Source organism: Stenotrophomonas sp. YJH_SMC_105-26, assembly GCF_059368915.1.
Genome location: NZ_JCAFSD010000006.1, coordinates 176,544 through 196,208 on the forward strand (window position 1 = coordinate 176,544; position 19,665 = coordinate 196,208).

At 68.7% G+C, this 19,665-nt stretch carries 19 protein-coding genes; 12 read left to right on the top strand and 7 right to left on the bottom strand.

Translation table 11 applies throughout. From position 1 onward, the window contains the following. Nucleotides 1-6: 6 nt before the first annotated feature. Together smeB and smeC are read left to right on the top strand one after the other, a co-directional pair. Entirely contained in the window at nt 7-3,156 is a 3,150-nt protein-coding gene (gene smeB, locus AC5P7F_RS15145) for a multidrug efflux RND transporter permease subunit SmeB (RefSeq protein ID WP_164077701.1), read from the top strand. Beyond that, nucleotides 3,153-4,568, top strand: a complete 1,416-nt coding sequence (gene smeC / locus AC5P7F_RS15150) for a multidrug efflux transporter outer membrane subunit SmeC (protein WP_164077700.1) — start codon at nt 3,153-3,155, stop codon at nt 4,566-4,568. The genes smeB and smeC overlap by 4 nt, the downstream gene beginning before the upstream one ends. A 150-nt stretch (nt 4,569-4,718) precedes the next feature. Here the strand turns inward: smeC and mnmG are convergent, their stop codons facing one another. Both mnmG and AC5P7F_RS15160 read right to left on the bottom strand, forming a co-directional pair. Continuing rightward, nucleotides 4,719-6,608, bottom strand: coding sequence for a tRNA uridine-5-carboxymethylaminomethyl(34) synthesis enzyme MnmG (gene mnmG / locus AC5P7F_RS15155; protein ID WP_111206564.1), 1,890 nt, complete (start codon nt 6,606-6,608; stop codon nt 4,719-4,721). Between the two features lie 547 nt (nt 6,609-7,155). Next, nucleotides 7,156-7,644 (bottom strand): hypothetical protein, encoded by a 489-nt coding sequence (locus AC5P7F_RS15160; RefSeq protein WP_164077699.1) that lies wholly within the window; start codon nt 7,642-7,644, stop codon nt 7,156-7,158. A 160-nt stretch (nt 7,645-7,804) separates the two neighbouring features. On the opposite strand from AC5P7F_RS15160, the gene AC5P7F_RS15165 reads away from it, so the two are divergent. From AC5P7F_RS15165 to AC5P7F_RS15180, 4 genes are all read left to right on the top strand, one after another. Next, the gene (locus AC5P7F_RS15165) at nt 7,805-8,767 is read left to right on the top strand and encodes a pyridoxal-phosphate dependent enzyme (RefSeq protein WP_142235062.1); all 963 of its coding nucleotides are present in this window, start codon (nt 7,805-7,807) and stop codon (nt 8,765-8,767) included. Then, nucleotides 8,752-9,396 (top strand): YdcF family protein, encoded by a 645-nt coding sequence (locus AC5P7F_RS15170; protein WP_069117674.1) that lies wholly within the window; start codon nt 8,752-8,754, stop codon nt 9,394-9,396. The genes AC5P7F_RS15165 and AC5P7F_RS15170 overlap by 16 nt, the downstream gene beginning before the upstream one ends. Before the next feature lie 121 nt (nt 9,397-9,517). After that, a complete protein-coding gene (locus AC5P7F_RS15175) occupies nt 9,518-9,658 on the top strand; it encodes a hypothetical protein (RefSeq protein ID WP_185741892.1) in 141 nt (46 codons plus the stop codon). A gap of 226 nt (nt 9,659-9,884) precedes the next feature. Further along, complete coding sequence (locus AC5P7F_RS15180; protein ID WP_197649777.1) at nt 9,885-10,025, top strand: hypothetical protein; 141 nt, start codon at nt 9,885-9,887, stop codon at nt 10,023-10,025. 33 nt (nt 10,026-10,058) lie between these two features. On the opposite strand, the gene bioC is transcribed toward AC5P7F_RS15180, so the two are convergent. From bioC to bioB, 5 genes are all read right to left on the bottom strand, one after another. Then, a complete protein-coding gene (gene bioC, locus AC5P7F_RS15185) occupies nt 10,059-10,943 on the bottom strand; it encodes a malonyl-ACP O-methyltransferase BioC (RefSeq protein ID WP_014648766.1) in 885 nt (294 codons plus the stop codon). A gap of 12 nt (nt 10,944-10,955) precedes the next feature. After that, a complete protein-coding gene (locus AC5P7F_RS15190) occupies nt 10,956-11,735 on the bottom strand; it encodes an SDR family oxidoreductase (RefSeq protein WP_164077698.1) in 780 nt (259 codons plus the stop codon). Between the two features lie 29 nt (nt 11,736-11,764). Next, the gene (gene bioH, locus AC5P7F_RS15195; RefSeq protein WP_032957531.1) at nt 11,765-12,544 is read right to left on the bottom strand and encodes a pimeloyl-ACP methyl ester esterase BioH; all 780 of its coding nucleotides are present in this window, start codon (nt 12,542-12,544) and stop codon (nt 11,765-11,767) included. An 18-nt stretch (nt 12,545-12,562) separates the two neighbouring features. Beyond that, complete coding sequence (gene bioF, locus AC5P7F_RS15200; RefSeq protein ID WP_014648763.1) at nt 12,563-13,786, bottom strand: 8-amino-7-oxononanoate synthase; 1,224 nt, start codon at nt 13,784-13,786, stop codon at nt 12,563-12,565. A gap of 67 nt (nt 13,787-13,853) precedes the next feature. Further along, on the bottom strand, nt 13,854-14,897 hold the full coding sequence (gene bioB / locus AC5P7F_RS15205; RefSeq protein WP_164077697.1) for a biotin synthase BioB: 1,044 nt from the start codon (nt 14,895-14,897) through the stop codon (nt 13,854-13,856). Between the two features lie 160 nt (nt 14,898-15,057). On the opposite strand from bioB, the gene AC5P7F_RS15210 reads away from it, so the two are divergent. The 6 genes from AC5P7F_RS15210 (at nt 15,058) to AC5P7F_RS15235 (ending at nt 19,627) form a co-directional block, all read left to right on the top strand. Then, nucleotides 15,058-15,621, top strand: a complete 564-nt coding sequence (locus tag AC5P7F_RS15210) for a DUF3658 domain-containing protein (protein ID WP_126412550.1) — start codon at nt 15,058-15,060, stop codon at nt 15,619-15,621. A gap of 115 nt (nt 15,622-15,736) precedes the next feature. Further along, nucleotides 15,737-16,297, top strand: coding sequence for an HAD family hydrolase (locus AC5P7F_RS15215; RefSeq protein WP_197637303.1), 561 nt, complete (start codon nt 15,737-15,739; stop codon nt 16,295-16,297). A 123-nt stretch (nt 16,298-16,420) separates the two neighbouring features. Then, nucleotides 16,421-17,761 (top strand): chloride channel protein, encoded by a 1,341-nt coding sequence (locus AC5P7F_RS15220; RefSeq protein ID WP_164077696.1) that lies wholly within the window; start codon nt 16,421-16,423, stop codon nt 17,759-17,761. 93 nt (nt 17,762-17,854) lie between these two features. Continuing rightward, entirely contained in the window at nt 17,855-18,550 is a 696-nt protein-coding gene (locus tag AC5P7F_RS15225) for a ComF family protein (RefSeq protein WP_049442014.1), read from the top strand. Nucleotides 18,551-18,608: 58 nt separating this feature from the next. Further along, nucleotides 18,609-19,160 carry an HdeD family acid-resistance protein gene (locus AC5P7F_RS15230; RefSeq protein WP_014648758.1) on the top strand — a complete coding sequence of 184 codons (552 nt, stop codon included), beginning with the start codon at nt 18,609-18,611 and terminating at the stop codon, nt 19,158-19,160. After that, nucleotides 19,157-19,627: a SecDF P1 head subdomain-containing protein gene (locus tag AC5P7F_RS15235; RefSeq protein WP_032957521.1), complete on the top strand. Its 471-nt coding sequence runs from the start codon at nt 19,157-19,159 to the stop codon at nt 19,625-19,627. The genes AC5P7F_RS15230 and AC5P7F_RS15235 overlap by 4 nt, the downstream gene beginning before the upstream one ends. The last annotated feature ends 38 nt before the right edge of the window (nt 19,628-19,665 follow it).

Genomic DNA, 19,665 nt, shown 5'->3' on the forward strand with positions numbered 1-19,665 from the left:
CCGCGCATGGTTCGTTTCTTCATCGACCGGCCGATCTTTGCCTGGGTGATCGCCATCGCGGTCAGCCTGCTCGGCCTGCTCGCGATCCTGATCCTGCCGGTGGACCGCTACCCGCAGATCGCCCCGCCCACCATCACCATCCGCGCCACCTACACCGGCGCCTCGTCGCAGACCGTGGAAAACGCGGTCACCCAGGTCATCGAGCAGTCCCAGCAGAGCCTGGACCACCTGATGTACATGACCTCGACCAGTGCTTCCGATGGCTCGGCGCAGGTCAACCTGGTGTTCGCCACCGGCACCAACCCGGACACCGCGCAGGTGCAGGTGCAGAATCAGCTGCAGGCCGCGATGGCGACGCTGCCGCAGGCGGTGCAGCAGAACGGCCTGACCATCACCAAGTCCAGCGGTTCGATCTTCGAGGTGCTGTCGTTCACCAGCGAAGACGGCAGCATGGACAACTTCGATGTCGCCAACTTCATGGAAGCGCGCATCGACGACCAGATCAGCCGCGTCAGCGGTGTCGGCAACATCCAGCCGATCGGCCAGGAATACGCCATGCGTATCTGGCTGGACCCGGAAAAGATGCGCCAGTACGCGCTGATGCCGTCGGACATCGAGACCGCACTGCAGGCGCAGAACACCGACGTGTCGGCCGGTGAACTCGGTGGCCAGCCGGCGCTGAAGGGCCAGCAGCTGGACGCGACCGTGACCGCGCGCAGCCGCCTGCACACGCCCGAGCAGTTCGCGCAGGTGGTGCTCAAGGCCGATGCCAGTGGCAGCGTGGTGCACCTGGGCGACGTGGCGACGATCGGCCTGGGCCCGGAAAGCTATGACAGCATCAGCACGTTCAACGGCAAGCCGTCGGCCTCGCTGGGCATCGAGCTCAACGCCGGTGCCAACGCCATCGCCGTCTCCAAGGCCGTCGAGGCACGACTGCAACAGCTGCAGAAGTACTGGCCGCATGGCTACACCTACCACGTGGCGTTCACCACCACGCCGTTCGTGACCATCTCGCTGAAGGAAGTGGTGATCACCCTGATCGAGGCGATCGCACTGGTCGTGCTGGTGATGTACCTGTTCCTGCAGAACTGGCGGGCCACGCTGGTCCCGACCATCGCGGTGCCGGTGGTGCTGCTGGGCACCTTCGGCGTGCTGGCCGCCTTCGGCTATTCGATCAATACGCTGACCATGTTCGCGCTGGTGCTGGCCATCGGCCTGCTGGTGGACGACGCCATCGTGGTGGTGGAGAACGTGGAGCGGGTGATGACCTTCGAAGGGCTGGCACCGAAGCCAGCCACGTTGAAGGCGATGGGCCAGATCACCGGCGCGCTGGTCGGCATCGTGCTGGTGCTGACCGCGGTGTTCCTGCCGATGGCGTTCTTCAGCGGTGTCACCGGCGTGATCTATCGCCAGTTCTCGGTGACGATCGCCGCTGCGATGATCCTGTCGGTGCTGGTGGCGATGACCATCACCCCGGCGCTGTGCGGCAGCATCCTGCACCAGATTCCCAAGGGCGGCCATCCGCATGGCGACCACGCTGGCGAGCCGGGCCTGCTGGGCAAGTTCTTCATCTGGTTCAACCATCGCTTCGAGCGCACCTCCAACCGACTGCGCCATCGCGTCGACCGCTTCCTCGGCCGGCGCACGCTGGGCGTACTGTTCTACCTGGTGCTGAGCGTGGCCACCGGCCTGTTGTTGTGGCACCTGCCGGGCGCGTTCCTGCCCGATGAAGACCAGGGCATGCTCAACGCGCTGGTGAAGCTGCCCGCCGGGTCCACCCTGGAGCAGACCCGTGCCGTGATGGATCGCCTGAGCGCCGCCGCGGTGAAGGACGACAGCGTACTGTCAATCCAGGCCACCGCCGGTTTCAGTGTCACCGGCAGTGGCCAGAACGTCGGCCAGGCCTTCATCCGGCTCAAGGATTGGGACGACCGCAAGGACGATGCCGATACCATCGCCGCGCGCTTGACTGCGGCCATGGCCAGCGTGCCCGATGCGCAGGTGTTCATCACCTCGCCACCGGCCATCCTCGGCCTCGGCGATGCCGGTGGCTTCACCCTGGAACTGCAGGACGAAGGCGGTGCCGGCCATGCCGCCGCCGTGGCCGCGCGCAACACGCTGCTGAAGGAGGCTGCCAAGGATCCGAAGCTGGTCAACGTGCGCTACGCCAGCCTGGAAGACGCGCCGGTGTACGCGGTGAAGGTGGATGACGCCAAGGCGCAGGCGATGGGCGTGAATCCGCAGGACATCAATGACACCTTGAACGCCGCGCTGGGTGGCGACTTCGTCAACAACTTCATCTACAAGGGCCGCATCAAGAAGGTGTTCATCCAGGGCAGGGCCGAAGCCCGCATGCAGCCGCAGGACATCGAGCGCTGGAGCGTGCGCAACCAGGCCGGGCAGATGGTACCGCTGTCGTCGCTGGTCAGCGCGCACTGGACCAGTGCGCCGGCCGCGCTGCAGCGCTACAACGGCGTCTCGGCGATGGAGATCACCGGCCAGCCGGCACCGGGCGTCAGTTCCGGCGAGGCGATGGCCGAGATCGCACGCCTGGCCGACACGCTGCCGGAAGGCTTCAGCCATGCCTGGTCGGACATGGCCTACCAGGAACAGCTGTCGGGGAACCAGGCGCCGATGCTGTATGCCATCTCGCTGCTGTTCGTGTTCCTGTGCCTGGCCGCGCTGTATGAAAGCTGGGCGGTACCGTTCGCGGTGATGCTGGCAGTGCCGGTGGGCGTGTTCGGCGCCGTGCTGATGATGAACCTGCGTGGCCTCAACAACGACGTGTACTTCCAGGTCGGCCTGCTGACCACGATTGGCCTGGCTGCGAAGAACGGCATCCTGATCGTCGAGTTCGCGCGCATCCTCGAGCAGCAGGGCAGGCGCACCCGCGACGCGATCCTGCAGGCGGTCTACCTGCGGCTGCGCCCGATCGTGATGACCTCGCTGGCATTCCTGATGGGTGTGCTGCCGCTGGTGTTCGCCACCGGCGCCGGTTCGGCCGCGCGCCGTTCGCTGGGTACCGGCGTGGCCGGCGGTACGGTCGCCTCGATGGTGCTGGGCATGTTCTTCGTGCCGTTGTTCTACCTGCTGGTGCGCCGCCTGTTCCCGGGCCGCGCGCCGGCCGACGCCACTGCCCCGGAGGCACGCCCATGAAGCCGATGCTGCTGCGCGCCCTGGCGGCCGCAACGATGACCACCGTGCTGGGCGGCTGCGTGAGCATGGCCCCGCACTACCAGCGCCCCGAGGCGCCGGTGCCGGCACAGTTCGCCAATGCCGCCACCGGCGAGACCGGGCCAGCACTGGCGATGCCGGCCTGGCGCGAGGTGTTCCTGGAGCCGCGCCTGCAGCAGGTCATCGCGCTGGCACTGCAGAACAACCGCGACCTGCGCGTGGCGGTGCTGCAGGTGGAGAAGGAACGCGCGCAGTACCGCATCCAGCGCGCGGCGCTGCTGCCGTCGGTGGATGCCAGCGGCAGCGTGACCCGTTCGCGGGTGAGTGATGCCAACAGCGAGATCGGCGTCAGCCAGGTGACCGAATCCGATGCCGTGCAGGTGGGCTTCAGCAGCTGGGAACTGGACCTGTTCGGGCGCATCCGCAGCCTGAAGAACGAGGCGCTGCAGAGCTGGCTGGCCAGTGCCGAGAACCAGCGTGCGGCGCGCACCAGCCTGGTCGCCGAAGTGGCCACGGCCTGGCTGGCGCTGGCGGCCGACGAGCAGTCGCTGGCGTTCACCCGGCAGACGCTGGACAGTCAGCAGCAGACCCTGCAGCGCACCGAGGCCCGCCATGCACAAGGCCTGGCCTCGGGCCTGGACCTGTCGCAGGTGCAGACCAGTGTGGACGCCGCGCGCGCTGCGCTGGCCAGGCTGCAGACCCAGCAGGCGCAGGATCGTGATGCGCTGCAGTTACTGGTGGGTGCTCCGCTGGACGCGGCATTGCTGCCCAGCGCACAGGCACTGGACGGCACCGTGGCGCTGGCGCCGTTGCCTTCCAACCTGCCCTCGAGCGTGCTGCTGCAGCGTCCGGACGTGCTGTCCGCCGAACACGCGTTGCAGGCGGCCAACGCCGATATCGGCGCCGCGCGCGCCGCGTTCTTCCCGACGCTGACGCTGACTGCCAACTACGGCCACAGCTCCACCGCGTTGTCGACGCTGTTCTCGGCCGGCACCCGCGGCTGGTCGTTCGCGCCCAGCATCACGGCGCCGATCTTCCACGCCGGTGCGTTGAAGGCCTCACTGGATGCCTCGAAGATTGGCAAGGACATCGGCATCGCTCAGTACGAGAAGGCGATCCAGCAGGCCTTCAGTGAAGTGGCCGATGCCCTGGCCACGCGCGATCACCTGGGCGCGCAGATGGAGGCACAACGGGCACTGGTCGCCGCCAGCCAGCGCAGCTACACGCTGGCCGAGGCGCGCTATCGCACCGGGCTGGACGGCTATCTGCAGGCGCTGGATGCGCAGCGCAGCCTGTTTGCCGCGCAGCAGGACCTGATCGCGCTGCAGCAGCAGGAAGCGGGAAACCGGGTGACGCTGTTCAAGGTGCTGGGCGGTGGCGCAGACGTACGGTAACGCGCCCTGCTCTGGTAGGTGCCGACCTTGGTCGGCACGGAAGCATGGAGTGTCGCGATCTGATGATTCGTGCCGACCAAGGTCGGCACCCACCAAGGCAGATTCATGTGCCGACCCAAGTCGGCACCCACCAGAAGCGGACGGTGCTGCCTACGCCACGCGGCCCCGGCGTGCACGCTCCAGGTGCACCAGCAGCAGCGAGATTGCCGCCGGGGTCATGCCCGGGATGCGCTGCGCCTGGCCGATGGTCTGTGGGCGCACGCGCTCCAGCTTCTGCAGGGCTTCGGCCGACAGCCCGCGCACCGTGGCGTAGTCGAAGGCTTCAGCGATCGGCGTGGCTTCATGCCGCTGCTGGCGCTCGATCTCCTCGCGCTGGCGGTCCAGGTAGCCGGCGTACTTCACGCCGATCTCCACCTGCTCGGCCACCTTGGCGTCGGCCACGGCCGGGCCCAGCGACGGCACCTGCATCAGCTGCGCGTAATCCAGCTCGGGGCGCTTGATCAGGTCCAGCACGTTGGTTTCGCGGCTGACCGCCACGCCCAGCGTGTCCTGCACTTCGCGGCCCAGCGCATTGGCCGGGGTCGCCCACAGCGCGCCCAGGCGCGCGCGCTCGGCGGCGACGGCGGCCTGCTTGGTCTCGAACGCGCTCCAGCGCTGGTCATCCACCAGGCCCATCTCGCGGCCGGCCGGGGTCAGGCGCTGGTCGGCGTTGTCCTCGCGCAGCTGCAGGCGGTATTCGGCGCGGCTGGTGAACATGCGGTACGGCTCGTTGGTACCGTGGGTGATCAGGTCATCCACCAGCACGCCCAGGTAGGCCTCGTCGCGACGCGGGCACCAGCCGTCCAGCCCACGCACCTGGCGTGCGGCGTTGAGGCCGGCCAGCAGGCCCTGCGCGGCGGCTTCTTCATAGCCGGTGGTGCCGTTGATCTGGCCGGCGAAGAACAGGCCGTTGACCAGCTTGGTTTCCAGCGAAGCCTTCAACCCGCGTGGATCGAAGAAGTCGTACTCGATCGCGTAGCCGGGGCGGGTGATGTGCGCGTTGCCGAAGCCGCGGATGCTGCGCACCATCTCCAACTGCACGTCGAACGGCAGCGAGGTGGAGATGCCGTTGGGGTAGATCTCGACGATGCCCAGGCCTTCGGGTTCGACGAAGATCTGGTGGCTGGCCTTCTCGGCGAAGCGCACCACCTTGTCCTCGATGGACGGGCAGTAGCGCGGGCCGATGCCTTCGATCTGGCCGCTGTACAGCGGCGAGCGGTGCAGCGCGTCGCGGATGATCTGGTGGGTCTGTTCGGTGGTGTGGGTGATCCAGCAGCTGACCTGCTGCGGATGCTCGTCCACCGAACCCAGGAAGGACATCACCGGGCGCGGCAAGTCGCCGGGCTGCTCATCCATCACGCTGTAGTCCAGCGAGCGGCCGTCGATGCGCGGTGGCGTGCCGGTCTTCAGGCGGTCCACCTGGAACGGGCGCTCGCGCAGGCGCGCCGCCAGCGTGGTGGCCGGCGGGTCGCCCATGCGGCCGGCGGCGTACTGGGTCGGGCCGACATGGATCTTGCCGGCCAGGAAGGTGCCGGCGGTCAGCACCACGGCCTCGGCATCGAAGCGCAGGCCGGTCTGGGTGATGACCCCGCGCACGGCGTCGCCTTCGATGACCAGGTCATCGACGGCCGCCTGGAACACGGTCAGGTTGGCCTGGCCTTCAACGATGGCGCGGATCGCCATGCGGTACAGGTTGCGGTCGGCCTGGCAGCGGGTGGCGCGCACGGCCGGGCCCTTGGAGGCATTGAGGGTGCGCCACTGGATGCCGGCACGGTCGGCGGCATGCGCCATCGCACCGCCCAGGGCGTCGATTTCCTTGACCAGGTGGCCCTTGCCGATGCCTCCGATGGCCGGGTTGCAGCTCATCGCGCCCACCGTTTCGATGTTGTGGGTCAGCAGCAGGGTGCGCACGCCGGTACGGGCCGCGGCCAGCGCGGCTTCGGTGCCGGCGTGGCCACCGCCGATGACGATGACGTCGTAACGATGGAAGGACGGGTTCATGGGGCTGTTCAGCTGGGGGCGGGCGCGGCCGGGGCGCCGCCGGGGTGGCGATTTTAGCGCCATTCGGGGCCGCGGCGTCGGTGCCGGCCGGCCGGCGTCGAAATCAGCCCTAAAGTTGGCAGGATTATTGCAGATAACCCAATAGCACCCACCGTGGCTGGCGCCGCAGGCGCCCGTGACCGGAATTGGAACAGGGGCCGGTACAGGCGCACGGTGGGGGAGCAGAGGGCCGGCAGTCGGGGGACTGTCCGGCCCTGTTTTTTCGGGATTGCCGGGAAAGGCCCGACCACGCATGGCGTGGATCTACCGACGCTGGGGCTCTCTCCGGTTGGCGACCCGGCAAAACAGACGGCCCCGCAGTGCGGGGCCGTCTGTCTTCAGAGGTGCCGACATCCGACAGGGCCGGAACAGGGGGGATCCAGATGTTCCTGTCGGATATCGACGTAGAGATTTTTGCGGCGGCCCGTCTCGCTTTTTGTCACTTTGTGACGCGGGCCGTCACCGGTTCCGTAGAGTGCAACCTGGACCGGGTGAAATGCAAGACGGTTCAGCGCTCAACTGTGCGCTGCGTCCCACGATCCATGTTGCGCCAAGGGGAACCGTTCATCCTCGGCGCGCTCGGCGCCGGGGTCGGACGGGCCGGCGGCGGCGCCGACGGCTGGATGTTCGACTGCGGCGGGCGACGCATCGAGTCCATGTTCCGCCACGGCGAACCGCCGTTGTACGACGGCCGCGGCGGCGGCGGCGGACGGTTCTCGCCACCGTTGCCGGGCGGGCGCGGTGGCGGACGGTGGTTGTGCGGCGGGCGGTAGATCGGGCGCGAGTAGTACGGATTGCCATAGCCGCCGTAGTAGCCGCCATAGCCGCCGTAGTAAGGGTAGCCGTAGTTGTAGGGATAGCCGGCCGGGTAGCGGTACTCCACCGACGGCGCACCGTGGTAGTAGCTGCCGCTGCGGCCACCGCCGACATAGTCGTAGGTGGTGCAGCCGGTCAGGGCCAGCAACAGGCCACCGGCAAGCATCAGGCGCGTTTTCATGGTGGGTCCCCCCAGAGGACGGGTTGTGCAGTCAGCTTCGTGCGCAGGCGTTGAATCGGCCCTTAACTTCACTGGCCAGGATGAATGGAGGTGAAGGCCCTCATGCTGGCATGACCTGTGCCGGGGTCGCCAGCGTGGGGCCATACGTTAATCTTGCGTCATGAGCGATTCACTGTTGCCCCGTGCCGACGATGTCCTGGCTGCCGCTGCGCGGATCGCGCCGCACGCCAGCGTGACCCCGGTGCTGCGCTCGCGCACGCTTGATGCGCTGGCCGGCGCGCAGCTGGCGTTCAAGGCCGAGCACCTGCAGCGCGGCGGCGCATTCAAGTTCCGCGGGGCCTGCAACGCGGTGTGGTCGCTGGATGCCGATCGCGCCCGTGCCGGCGTGGTCACCCATTCGTCCGGCAACCACGGCGCTGCCCTGGCCCTGGCCGCGCGCACCCGTGGCATTCCCTGCCACGTGGTGGTGCCCGAAGGTGCGGTGGCGGCCAAGCTGGCCAACATCGCCCGCCACGGTGCCACGCTCTGGCGCTGCCCGCCGACCATCGCCGACCGCGAGGCCGCCTGCGCCAAAGTACAGGCTGATACCGGCGCGACCCTGGTCCATCCCTATGCGGACCCGGCGGTGATGGCCGGGCAGGGCACCGCGGCCCTGGAGCTGCTGCACAGCGACGGTCCGTTCGACGTGCTGGTAGTCCCAGTCGGAGGGGGCGGCTTGGCCAGCGGTACCGCCCGGGCCCTGCAGTTCGCCAGCCCGCAGACCCGGCTGGTGCTGGCCGAACCGGCCGGTGCCGACGACACCGCGCGCTCGCTGGCCGCAGGCGAGCGCCAGGGCGCGTTCACCCCTGACACCATCTGCGACGGCCTGCGTACCCTGATCGGCGCCCCCAACTTCGCGCTGCTGCGCGCGGCCGGCGTCGAGGTGATCGTGGTCGACGACGCCGCCATCATGGTCGCGATGCGCCTGCTGTGGGAGGTGCTCAAGCAGGTGGTCGAGCCGTCCTCGGCCACCGTGCTGGCCGCGGTGCTGGCACAGCCGCAGCGGTTCGCCGGCCTGCGGGTGGGCCTGGTGCTGTCCGGTGGCAATGTCGACCTGCCCGCGCTGCGTTGGGGGGCGCCTTGAGCCGCGACCGGCACCGGCCCCGCACCGGCCTGCTGGGCTGGCTGTGGCGGCTGTTCGTGCTGCTGGTGGTCTGGCTGCTGGGCGTGACCGCCTGGATCGTCTGGGTGGGGGAGCGCGACCAGGCAGCCAAGGCCGACGCCATCATCGTGCTCGGTGCGGCGGCCTATGACGCCAAGCCGTCGCCGGTCTTTGAAGAACGCATCCGTCATGGCCTGGATCTCTATGAAGCCCGGTACGCGCCACTGCTGATCTTCACCGGCGGCTACGGTGGCACCGGCGCGCGCTTTTCCGAATCGCAGGTGGCGCGGCGCTATGCGCTCAAGCATGGCGTGCCGGACGATGCGATCCTGATCGAGACGGCCTCGCGCAACACCGTGCAGAACCTGGTCGAGGCCAAGCGGCTGATGGACCAGCGCGACCTGCACCGGGTGATCATCGTCAGCGACCCGTTGCACATGGCGCGCGCGCTGCGCCTGAGCAAGGCGCTGGGCATCGATGCGCTGGCCTCGTCCACGCCCAGCACGCGCTTCCGCAGCTTCCACACCAGCTGGCGCTTCCTGGTGCAGGAAATCTATTTCTTCCACCGCGACCTGGTGCGGCCGCCGCTGAGTTCGCCGGCCAACACCTGAGGGCGGAAACCTGATTTGGGCGGGTGCCATGCGGTAGTGCCGGCCGCTGGCCGGCAGACGCCCATCGTGGAATCGTGAGGTTGCCGGCCAGCGGCCGGCACTACCGGGCGATCAGGTCTGCTTGCGCCAGATCGGGATCGCCGACACCGCCCGAATTAGGTGGGTGCCGACCAAGGTCGGCACCTACCCGGGCGATTCGCGCACGATGTGGCATACGGTAGTGCCGGCCGCTGGCCGGCAGACGCCCATCGTGGAATCGTGAGGTTGCCGGCCAGCGGCCGGCACTACCAGCCGGTCAGGTCTGCCTGCGCCGGATCGGGATAGCCGACACCGCCAGGATTGGGTGGGTGCCGACCAAGGTCGGCACCTACAGAGCGATTCGCGCACGGTGTGGCATGCGGTAGTGCCGGCCGCTGGCCGGCAGATGTCCATCGTGGAATCGTGAGGTTGCCGGCCAGCGGCCGGCACTACCAGACGATCAGGTCTGCTTGCGCCGGATCGGGATCGCCGACATCGCCCGAATTAGGTGGGTGCCGACCAAGGTCGGCACCTACCCGGGCGATTCGCGCACGGTGTGGCATGCGGTAGTGCCGGCCGCTGGCCGGCAAATGTCCATCGTGGAATCGTGAGGTTGCCGGCCAGCGGCCGGCACGACCGGGCGATCAGGTCTGCTTGCGCCGGATCGGAATCGCCGACACCGGCACCGAGGCCACGTCATGCCCGCCTTCGCGGATCGGTGCGCCCGGGTCCGGTGCCCAGGCGTGGGCATAGATCACTTCCCAGCTGCTGGGCAGCTTGCCGTCGGCGCGTCGCATCGGTTCATACGCCGCTGCCGCCGCGGCGAAGCGGCCACGCCCGGTCAGCGTGTGGCGGCGGTCCACCCGCGCATTGGTCGCGCCCATCGCGCGCAGCTCCCGCATCAACGAGGGCAGGTCGTCGTAGGTCAGGGTGAACAGGTCGCGGTCCAGCACCGGGTCGCGGAAACCGGCCATCATCAGCGCATCGCCGAACTGGGCGATCTGCGCGAAGCGGCTCACGTGCGGGCGGTCATCGGCGGCCGCGAACGCTTCGTTGAGTTCGACCAGCGTGTCCGGGCCGAAGGTGGAGCACAGCAGCAGGCCGCCGGGCTTGAGCACGCGACGGAACCCGGCGAACACCGCCGGCAGGTCGTCCACCCACTGCAGGCACAGGTTGCTGAAGATCACGTCCACGCTGTTGTCGGCCAGTGGCAGCGCGGCGGCGTCGCCGCACAGGCGCTGGAACGGCTTCCACCAGCCGGCCTGGCGCTTGGCCTGGTCCAGCATCGGCAGGGCCACGTCCAGCGCGATCACCTGCGCCTTCGGCCAGCGCTTCTTCATCAGCGCACTGGCGTGGCCGGTACCCGCGCCGATGTCCAGCACTACCTCGGGCTTGCGTGCCTCCAGGTAGTCCAGCGATTCCACCAGCCGCGCCTGCACCTCGCGCTGCAGGGCGGCGGCGGCGTCGTAGCTGTTGGCGGCGCGGGCGAACGCGCGGCGGACATGGCGGGCATCGAAGTGGGACGGCATTGCGAAAGTCTCTTAGAACGTACCGGGGTAGGCGCCGCCGTCGATCAGCAGGTTCTGCCCGGTGAGGTAACCGGCCTGTGCGCTGCACAGGAAGGCGCAGGCCGCGCCGAATTCATCCGCCGTGCCGAAGCGGCCGGCCGGGATCTGCTGGCGGCGGCGTTCGGCCACTTCGGCAGCATTGCCGTCCTTGCCCGCACTGTGGGCGAAGTTGGCGCGCAGGCGGTCGGTGTCGAACTGGCCGGGCAGCAGGTTGTTGATGGTGACGTTGTGCGCCACGGTACGGCGCGACAGGCCGGCGACGAAGCCGGTCAGGCCGCTGCGCGCGCCGTTGGACAGCGCCAGGATGTCGATCGGGGCCTTCACCGCCGACGAGGTGATGTTGACGATGCGGCCGAAGCCACGCGCGATCATCGCGTCCACGGTGGCGCGGATCAGCGCGATCGGCGCCAGCATGTTGGCGTCCAGCGCGGCGATCCAGTCGTCGCGCTCGAAACTGCGGAAGTCGCCCGGCGGCGGGCCACCGGCATTGGTGACCAGGATGTCCACCTGCGGGCACGCGGCGGGCGCTGCGGAGCGACCGGCCTCGGTGGTCACGTCGGCGGCGACCACGCGGACTTCGGCGGCGCCGGGCAGGGCGCGCAGCGCTTCGGCGGCGGCCTGCAGCGCAGCCTCACCACGGGCCACGATCACTACGTTGACGCCCTCGCGCACCAGCGCACGCGCGCAGCCCAGGCCCAGCCCCTTGCTTGCGCCGCAGACCAGTGCCCAGCGGCCGTTGATACCCAGATCCATGCATCAATCCTGCGGAATGAGGAAGGCGCTCATTGTCCGCCATCGGCCGGTGACAGGCCGGCAACGAAGTGTTGCAGGGCGGCGGCCACCTCGTCGGCATGGCCGAGGAAGGGCGCATGGCCGCCGTGGGCGATGGTCAGCGCCTGCGCACCGGGGGCCAGTGCCGCGGCGGCCTGCATTGCCGCCGGAGACACCAGCCGGTCACGCTGGCCGGCGATCCACAGGCTGGGCTTGGCCAGCGTCGGCAGTGCGCCACGCAGGTCGGTGCTTTCCAGCAGGCGCAGGCCTTCCAGCAGGGCGCGTTCGGTGGGTGCACCGCGCTCGACCAGGCGCTGGCGCAGCGTGCGCAGCTCCTCGCGGGCGTGTGCCGAGCCCATGACATCCAGCGCCAGGAAGCGTTCCAGGGTGCCACCGAAGTCGGTGGCCAACTCGCGCCCGAACTGCTCGAACACCGCCGGCTCCACCGCATGTGGCCAGTCGTCGCCACGCACGAAGCGCGGCGTGGCCGCGATCATCGCCAGCCCGCGCACCTTCGGCAGTGTCGCGGCGGCGTGCAGCGCGAACAGGCCGCCCAGCGACCAGCCGCACCACACCGCAGGCGGCGTGGCCGCGGCAATGGCATTGACCACGAACGGCAGGCGCAGCGGCGTGGTGTCCTCGCGGCTGTGGCCATGGCCCGGCAGATCAACCAGATGCAGGGTGAAGTGATCGGCCAGGCGTTGCACCAACGGCGCGAACACGCCGCCCTGCAGGGCCCAGCCATGGATCAGTACCAGGTCCGGCCCCTGGCCGGTGACGTCGATATGCATGGGGAAACGGCAACAGGCTCAGGCGAAGACAGGCAGCGGCGGTGGCGCGGCCTCACGCGCGGCCAGGTCGACGCGATCGCGCGCGCTGGCAATGGCTTCGACCAGGCCACGCACCTGCTCGGGGGTGTGCAGCGCGGACAGCGTGACGCGCAGGCGCGCCTTGCCTTCGGGAACCGTGGGCGGGCGGATCGCGCCGACCAGCCAACCGGCCTGTTCCAACGCCTGGGACATCGCCACGGCGCGATGGTCGTCGCCACACAGCAGCGGCTGGATCGGCGTTTCCGAGGCCATCAGGTCCAGGCCATGGCGGCGGGCTTCGCCGCGGAAGAGCGCGATCAGATCGGTCAGTTTCGAGCGCCGCCAGTTGTCACGGCGCGCCAGGCGCACCGCTTCCAGTGCTGCGGCGGCCAGCGCCGGCGGCATCGCAGTAGTGTAGATGTACGGGCGTGCGGTTTCGGCCAGGTGCTCGACCAGGTCGTCGCGGCCCAGCACCAGCGCGCCGGAACCGCCCAGTGCCTTGCCCAGCGTGACCAGCTGCAGCGGCACATCGTCCACGCCCAGCCCGGCGGCGGCCACGGCACCACGGCCATCACCGACCACGCCCACGCCGTGTGCATCGTCCACATAGAACAGCGCCTGCTGCAGGCGTGCCACCAGCGACAATGCACGCAGCGGTGCGATGTCGCCATCCATGCTGAACACACCGTCGGTGGCCAGCATCGCCGCGCCGTCGGGCGCGTGCTTGAGCTGGCGCATCGCGCCTTCGGCGTCAAGGTGCGGATAACGGCGCAGGCGCGCACCCGCCAGCCGCGTCGCATCGAGCAGGCTGGCGTGGTTGAGCTTGTCCTGCACGCACACATCGTTCTCTTCGCTCAGCAGCGCCTGCTGCACGGCCAGGTTGGCGGCGAAGCCACTGCCGAACAGCAGCGCGCGCGGGTAGCCCAGCCACTCCGCCACTTCGCGCTCCAGTGCCTCATGCAGAGCGTGGTGGCCGCAGACCAGATGCGAGGCGCCCGCGCCGGAGCCTTCGCGTGCGGCCGCATCCTGCAATGCGTTGACCACGCTGAACTGCTGGGCCAGGCCCAGGTAATCGTTGCTGCAGAAGCCGGTCAGCCACTGGCCGTCCACCTCCAGGCGGACGCCATCACGACGGCTGACCGTGCGCCGCGTGCGGCGACGGCCTTGGGCATCGCGCAGGGCGCGTTGGGCGTGGAGGCGGGCGGTCAGGTCGGGGCGGGCCATGGCGGCTGAATGCGGCGACGGGGCGGCTAGGGTAGCGCGTTGCCGCGGCGCCTGCTTGCGGCCCGTCTCAGGCCGCGTGAGCGCAGCCACAGGCGGGCGCATCGGCGCTGATATCAGCGTGCACGGTGCCGCCGTGGTCGTGGCCCTCGGCATCCACCTGCACCGCCATCGGCTGCAACCCCAGCCGCGCGAACAGGGCCAGGTCGTGCTCGCTCTCCGGGTTGCCGGTGGTCAGCAGCTTGTCGCCGTAGAAGATCGAGTTGGCACCGGCCACGAAGCACAGCGCCTGCAGTTCGTCGCTCATCGCCTCGCGACCGGCCGACAGCCGCACCATCGAACGCGGCATGGCGATGCGTGCCACCGCGATCATGCGCACGAACTCGAACGGATCCAGTTCGGCACTGCCATGCAGTGGCGTGCCCGCCACCTGCACCAGCTTGTTGATCGGCACCGAATCGGGATGCGCCGGCAGCGTGGCCAGCGCCAGCAGCAGGCCCACGCGCTGCGCGCGCGTCTCGCCCATGCCGACAATGCCGCCGCAGCAGGTTTTCAGACCGGCATCGCGCACGTGCGCCAGCGTGTCCAGGCGGTCCTGGTACTGGCGCGTGTGGATGATCGAATCGTAGTAGTCCGGCGCGGTGTCGAGATTGTGGTTGTAGTAGTCCAGGCCCGCATCCTTCAGCGCACGCGCCTGCTCGCCACTGAGCATGCCCAGCGTGGCGCAGGTTTCCAGGCCCAGCGCCTTCACCCCGGCGATCATCGCCGCCACCTTCGGGATGTCGCGGTCCTTCGGCGATCGCCACGCGGCACCCATGCAGAAGCGCGATGCGCCGGCAGCCTTGGCCTGGCGTGCCTTGGCCAGCACCGCGTCGGTGTCCATCAGCTTCTGCGCGTTCACCCCGGTGCTGTAGCGCTGTGCCTGCGGGCAGTACGCGCAGTCTTCCGGGCAGCCGCCGGTCTTCACCGACAACAGCGTGGACACCTGCACCTGCGCTGGGTCGAAGTGCTCGCGATGGACTGCGGCAGCGCGGAACAGCAGCTCGGGGAACGGCAGATCGAACAGCGCCTGCAGTTCGTCGTGTTGCCAGTCGTGGCGGATGGCAGCAGCCATGGCGGGACCTTGGGTACGAGTGGAGCGAGGGCGGCAGTGTGGGTGGGTTGGTGAGTCCTGTCAACTTTGCTGTTTCTCATCTGGTTTACATTGGTGGACCGCCATGAATGGGCGCTACGGTGTAATTTCATTGCTGCATACGGACGCGCGAGCACGTGCCATGAACAGCTACCAGCCCTACCCGATCCGCCGCGACGCGGTGCTGTGCAGCCTTGCCGAACTGCCCGACGGCGGCCTGCGCGTGGTGCTGGATGATCTGCGCCAGTCCGACACGCCAGGGCAGTGGAAGAACCACGTCTTCGTGACCTTCAAGGACTACCCGGCAGGGCAGTTCGATCCGGCGACGTTGCCCAAGGAGGAACTCGAGGCTTTCGGCCACTATGTGCTGGTTCGCCTGTTGGCCATCAATGGCTGCCTGCGCGATACGGACGAGCGCTCCGACAACGATGCCCATCTCACTGACCAGGCGCGGCAGAACATCGCCGCGCTGAACAGCGAGGACATCGCCTCGATCGACGAGCAGCTGTTCTCCCTCTGCGACGGGCAGTTCCGAAAGATCGCCTACATTGTGGGCATGGTCATGTCGCTGCAGCCGAAGTGCCGATCGGGAATTCCCGATGTGTTCTATGCAGGGCGTGTACGCATGCTGGTGGAACGGGGCATGTTGCAGGCGCAGGGCGACCTCACGCGGATGGGCTGTTGCGAAGTGCGCGTCCGGCAGTAGGCTTGCGCCCACCAGGACCTGGCTGGAACTGTGCTTACATCTACCTGCTGGAAGGACACATGCTGAAGTCCATCCAGAAGATGGCGGCAGCCGAGGCAATGAAAGAAGGATGCGCATGGAACCGGACACGATGCCGCAGGGCGGAAAGCTGCTGATACTCGATCTGGATGAGACGCTGGTGCATGCCAGCGAGCGTGAACTGGAGCGACCCGCGGATTTCCGCCTCGTCGGCTACCACGTCTACCTGCGGCCCCATCTGCAGGCATTCCTCGACTATGCCTTTGCCCATTTCACGGTGGGTGTGTGGACGTCGTCCGGGCAACTGTACGCCGAACCGCTGGTGGACCGGCTGATGCCGGGGCGTCCGCTGGCGTTCCTGTGGTCCGCGCCGCGGTGCAGCACGGCCCGTGATTGGGAAACCGGCGGTTACACCTCGCAGAAGCGGCTGGGCAAGCTGAAGCGCCACGGCTTCCGTTTGGAGCAGATGATCGGTATCGATGACACGCCCGGCAAGTACGCCAGAAACTACGGAAATCTGGTCGCGGTGCGTGAGTTCACCGGTGATCCGGCTGATGACGAGCTGGCCCATCTGCAGCTGTATCTGGAGTGGCTGCGGCAGCAGCCCAACGTGCGTGCGGTGGAGAAGCGCCGGTGGCGGGAGCGCCTGCACGCATAGGTAGCTGCACAGGGCAGGTGCTATCGGCGAGCACCCGCACTCGCGCGTTTCACCGCATCCTGCAAGGCCTGCAGCCACAATAACCGCTGCCCAACGCAAGCGCTGGCGCGCAGACTGTGCCCCATGACCGATCTCCATCGCCTCCGCGGCCGCATCACCGCGCTGGTTCTCAGCGAGGCCTGGCGCCGCCGCGCCGCGCTCTGGGGCGGCGCTGTGGCCGTAGCGCTGGTGGCCATCCTGTTCGCCAAGGCCAGCGACGCGGCCTTCCATCTGTTCCAGCGCATCACCGCGCACTCGCCGTGGTGGGCCCTACTGCTCACGCCGGGCATCTTCGCGCTGCTGGCCTGGTTGACCAGTGGCGTGCTGAAGCCCACGCGGGGCAGCGGCATTCCGCAGGTCATCGCTGCGTTGGACAAGCCCGATGAGCCATTCCGGAAGACCAATCTTTCGCCTGCGGTCTCAGCCGGCAAGCTGCTGCTGACCTCGTTGTCACTGCTCGGCGGCGCGTCGGTCGGACGCGAAGGTCCCACGGTGCATGTGGGTGCCAGCCTGATGTACCTGTTCGGCCGCTGGTTCGGCTTCAGGGATCCTCGCGAGCTCTCGCACTTCCTGCTGGCCGGCGGTGCAGCGGGCATTGCCGCGGCGTTCAACACGCCGCTGGCCGGCATCGTATTCGCCATCGAGGAGCTCAGCGGCCGTTTCGAGCATCGCTTCTCCGGCACCCTGCTGACGGCGGTGATCGTCGGTGGCGTGGTGTCGCTGGGCCTGCTTGGCAACTACACCTACTTCGGCCATGTGAGCGCGCGGCTGCCGCTGGGGCAGGGCTGGCTGGCGATCCTGCTGTGCGGCGTGGTGGCCGGGTTGCTGGGCGGCCTGTTCGCGCGCGCGGTGCTGGCCAGTGCGGCGGGCCGCCCGCGTTGGCTGGGCCAGCTGCGCCAGCGGCATCCGGTGCTGCTGGCCGCAGGCTGCGGCCTGGCGGTGGTGGCACTGGCTTTGACGTTCGGCGACGGCGCGTTCGGCACCGGCTACGAACAGGCGCGCAGCCTGGTGCAGGGGCAGCCGTTGGTCGGCCACGAGTTCGGGTTGATGAAGCTGCTGGCCAACCTGGCATCGTACGTGGCCGGCATACCCGGCGGCCTGTTCTCGCCCGCGTTGGCGGTCGGCGCGGGGCTGGGCCACAACCTGGCGGTGCTGATGCCGGGCGTGGATCCGCGCGCGTTCGTGCTGCTGGGCATGTGCGCCTACCTGACCGGCGTCACCCAGGCACCGCTGACCTCGGCGGTGATCTCGCTGGAGCTGACCGACAGCGGCGATCTGCTCCTGCCGATCCTGGCCACGGTGCTGATCGCGCGGGGCGTGTCCGGTCTGGTATGCCGGGTGCCGATCTATCGTGGGTTGGCGGAGGTGTTGACGGCGTCGGCCGTTGCATCAACCGGGCCTGGGCAGGGCGGACGCCTTTCCTGATCGGCAGCACCCTCTGCAGTTGCGGGCAGTCCCGACACTGCGATCGGTGCTTCGCCGATGGCCGCACATGGGCAGCGCGATGAAGCATGGGCAATGCGTATTGATCTCCTGCATTCGGCAACCCGTGTCTCCCGCGCACTGCTGGGTGTCCTGCTGCCACTGCGCTGCCTGGTCTGCGGCGATCCGGGCCATGATGATCTCGATCTGTGCCGCGCCTGCCTCGCCGGACTGCCCTGGGCCGGTCGCGCCTGCCTGCGGTGTGCACTGCCGTTGCCGGATGAGGCCCTGATCGTCTGCGGCAGCTGCCGCGAGGAAGCACCACCGCAGACGGCCACGCACGCCAGCCTGCTGTACCTGCCGCCGGTGGACCAGCTGCTGCTGCGCTACAAGTTCCATCAGGACCTGGCGGCCGGTCGCCTGCTGGCGCAGTTGATGCAGCGCGCACCACCGCCCTGGTCCTGCCCGCCGCTGGTGCCGGTGCCGCTGCACCGCCGGCGCCTGCGCCAGCGCGGCTACAACCAGGCTGCCGAGCTCTGCCGGCTGCTGCCGTTGCCGGTCTGGCAGGGGCTGTACCGGCGGCGGCACACCGCACCGCAGTCCGAACGCACGGCCGAACAGCGCAGGGAAAACCTGTTCGATGCGTTCGATGTCCACGGGCCGGTGCCCACGCATCTGACCGTGGTCGACGACGTGATGACCACCGGCAGCACGGTGATGGAAATCGCCGAAACCCTGCGCTGCGTGGGCGCCAGAGAGGTGCGGGTATGGGTGTGCGCGCGGGTGCCGTGATCGCTCCCTTCATCGCAACGGGCTAGGATGAACCCGGTTCCGGATCGAAGGAGTGACCATGAATTCCCCCTTGTCTCCCTTGTTGTCAGCGGTTGGCCGCAGCTGGTGGATCCTGCTGCTGTATGGCCTGGTCGCGCTCGGCTTCGGCATCATCGCCATCGGTTGGCCGCTGTCCGCAGCCATGGCATTGGCCTGGACGCTGGGCGTGATGGCCATCATCGAAGGGGTCATCAGCCTGTTCGCACTGATCAGTGGTGGCAGCGGCGCCTCGCGCGGCTGGCTGGCGCTGTATGCCATCGCTTCGCTGGGCTTCGGCATCCTGGCGGTGATCAACCCGCTGGCCACCGCCAGCGTGCTGGTGCTGTTCCTGGCGGCGTGGCTGCTGGTAGCCGGCATCTATCGCATCGTCTTCGCGATCCGCGTGCGCAAGCAGATCCAGGGCGAGTGGCTGCTGATCCTCAGTGGCGTGCTGGCGGTGGTGCTGGGGCTGCTGTTCGCGGCCAATCCATACGCAGGCGTGGCGGTGACCACGCTGTGGATCGGCATTGGCAGCCTGCTGTACGGGCTGCTGCAGGTGCTGGTGGCGTTCAAGCTGCGGAAGCTGAAATGAGGGGCGCGCTTCCGCTCCTGCTGGGCGCGGCGCTGGTGCTGGCCGGATGCATGCCGGGTGCCGCGCCCGGTGCGCTGGCAGGCAAGGATCATGCGCCGCGCGCCGGCGTGGACGTGCGCCTGAGCGCGGTCGATGCGGCTGGCAACGGCACTCCGGCGCACTGGCAAGGTGAAACCCTGGCCCTGCGCGAGCCGCCGATTGCCGGCAGTGCGGACATCGCCGATGTGCGCTACGTGCTGGACGATGCCAAGCAGCCAGGCCTGCAGATCCGCTATCGGCCAGAAGCGCATCAGCGCATCCACGATGGCACCTCGGCCCTGGTGGGCCAGCGCGCGGCGATCAGCGTGGACGGCCGCGTGCTGATGGTGGCGACGGTGAAAGGCCCCTTCGGGGAATCGATGATGCTGAGCGGGCTGCCGAGCATTGCCGAGGCACAGGCGCTGGCCAGGCACATCACCGGTCAGTGACGGGCGCGCCAACACCACCGCGCTACGCGCGGAGGTCG

What these genes read in the sequence shown, in the direction of transcription:
- smeB (WP_164077701.1), top strand. Translation starts at nt 7, where the DNA reads ATGGTTCGTTTCTTCATCGACCGGCCGATCTTTGCCTGGGTGATCGCC.
- smeC (WP_164077700.1), top strand. Translation starts at nt 3,153, where the DNA reads ATGAAGCCGATGCTGCTGCGCGCCCTGGCGGCCGCAACGATGACCACC.
- mnmG (WP_111206564.1), bottom strand. Translation starts at nt 6,608, where the DNA reads ATGAACCCGTCCTTCCATCGTTACGACGTCATCGTCATCGGCGGTGGC.
- AC5P7F_RS15160 (WP_164077699.1), bottom strand. Translation starts at nt 7,644, where the DNA reads ATGAAAACGCGCCTGATGCTTGCCGGTGGCCTGTTGCTGGCCCTGACC.
- AC5P7F_RS15165 (WP_142235062.1), top strand. Translation starts at nt 7,805, where the DNA reads ATGAGCGATTCACTGTTGCCCCGTGCCGACGATGTCCTGGCTGCCGCT.
- bioC (WP_014648766.1), bottom strand. Translation starts at nt 10,943, where the DNA reads ATGCCGTCCCACTTCGATGCCCGCCATGTCCGCCGCGCGTTCGCCCGC.
- AC5P7F_RS15190 (WP_164077698.1), bottom strand. Translation starts at nt 11,735, where the DNA reads ATGGATCTGGGTATCAACGGCCGCTGGGCACTGGTCTGCGGCGCAAGC.
- bioH (WP_032957531.1), bottom strand. Translation starts at nt 12,544, where the DNA reads ATGCATATCGACGTCACCGGCCAGGGGCCGGACCTGGTACTGATCCAT.
- bioF (WP_014648763.1), bottom strand. Translation starts at nt 13,786, where the DNA reads ATGGCCCGCCCCGACCTGACCGCCCGCCTCCACGCCCAACGCGCCCTG.
- bioB (WP_164077697.1), bottom strand. Translation starts at nt 14,897, where the DNA reads ATGGCTGCTGCCATCCGCCACGACTGGCAACACGACGAACTGCAGGCG.
- AC5P7F_RS15210 (WP_126412550.1), top strand. Translation starts at nt 15,058, where the DNA reads ATGAACAGCTACCAGCCCTACCCGATCCGCCGCGACGCGGTGCTGTGC.
- AC5P7F_RS15215 (WP_197637303.1), top strand. Translation starts at nt 15,737, where the DNA reads ATGGAACCGGACACGATGCCGCAGGGCGGAAAGCTGCTGATACTCGAT.
- AC5P7F_RS15220 (WP_164077696.1), top strand. Translation starts at nt 16,421, where the DNA reads ATGACCGATCTCCATCGCCTCCGCGGCCGCATCACCGCGCTGGTTCTC.
- AC5P7F_RS15225 (WP_049442014.1), top strand. Translation starts at nt 17,855, where the DNA reads ATGCGTATTGATCTCCTGCATTCGGCAACCCGTGTCTCCCGCGCACTG.
- AC5P7F_RS15230 (WP_014648758.1), top strand. Translation starts at nt 18,609, where the DNA reads ATGAATTCCCCCTTGTCTCCCTTGTTGTCAGCGGTTGGCCGCAGCTGG.
- AC5P7F_RS15235 (WP_032957521.1), top strand. Translation starts at nt 19,157, where the DNA reads ATGAGGGGCGCGCTTCCGCTCCTGCTGGGCGCGGCGCTGGTGCTGGCC.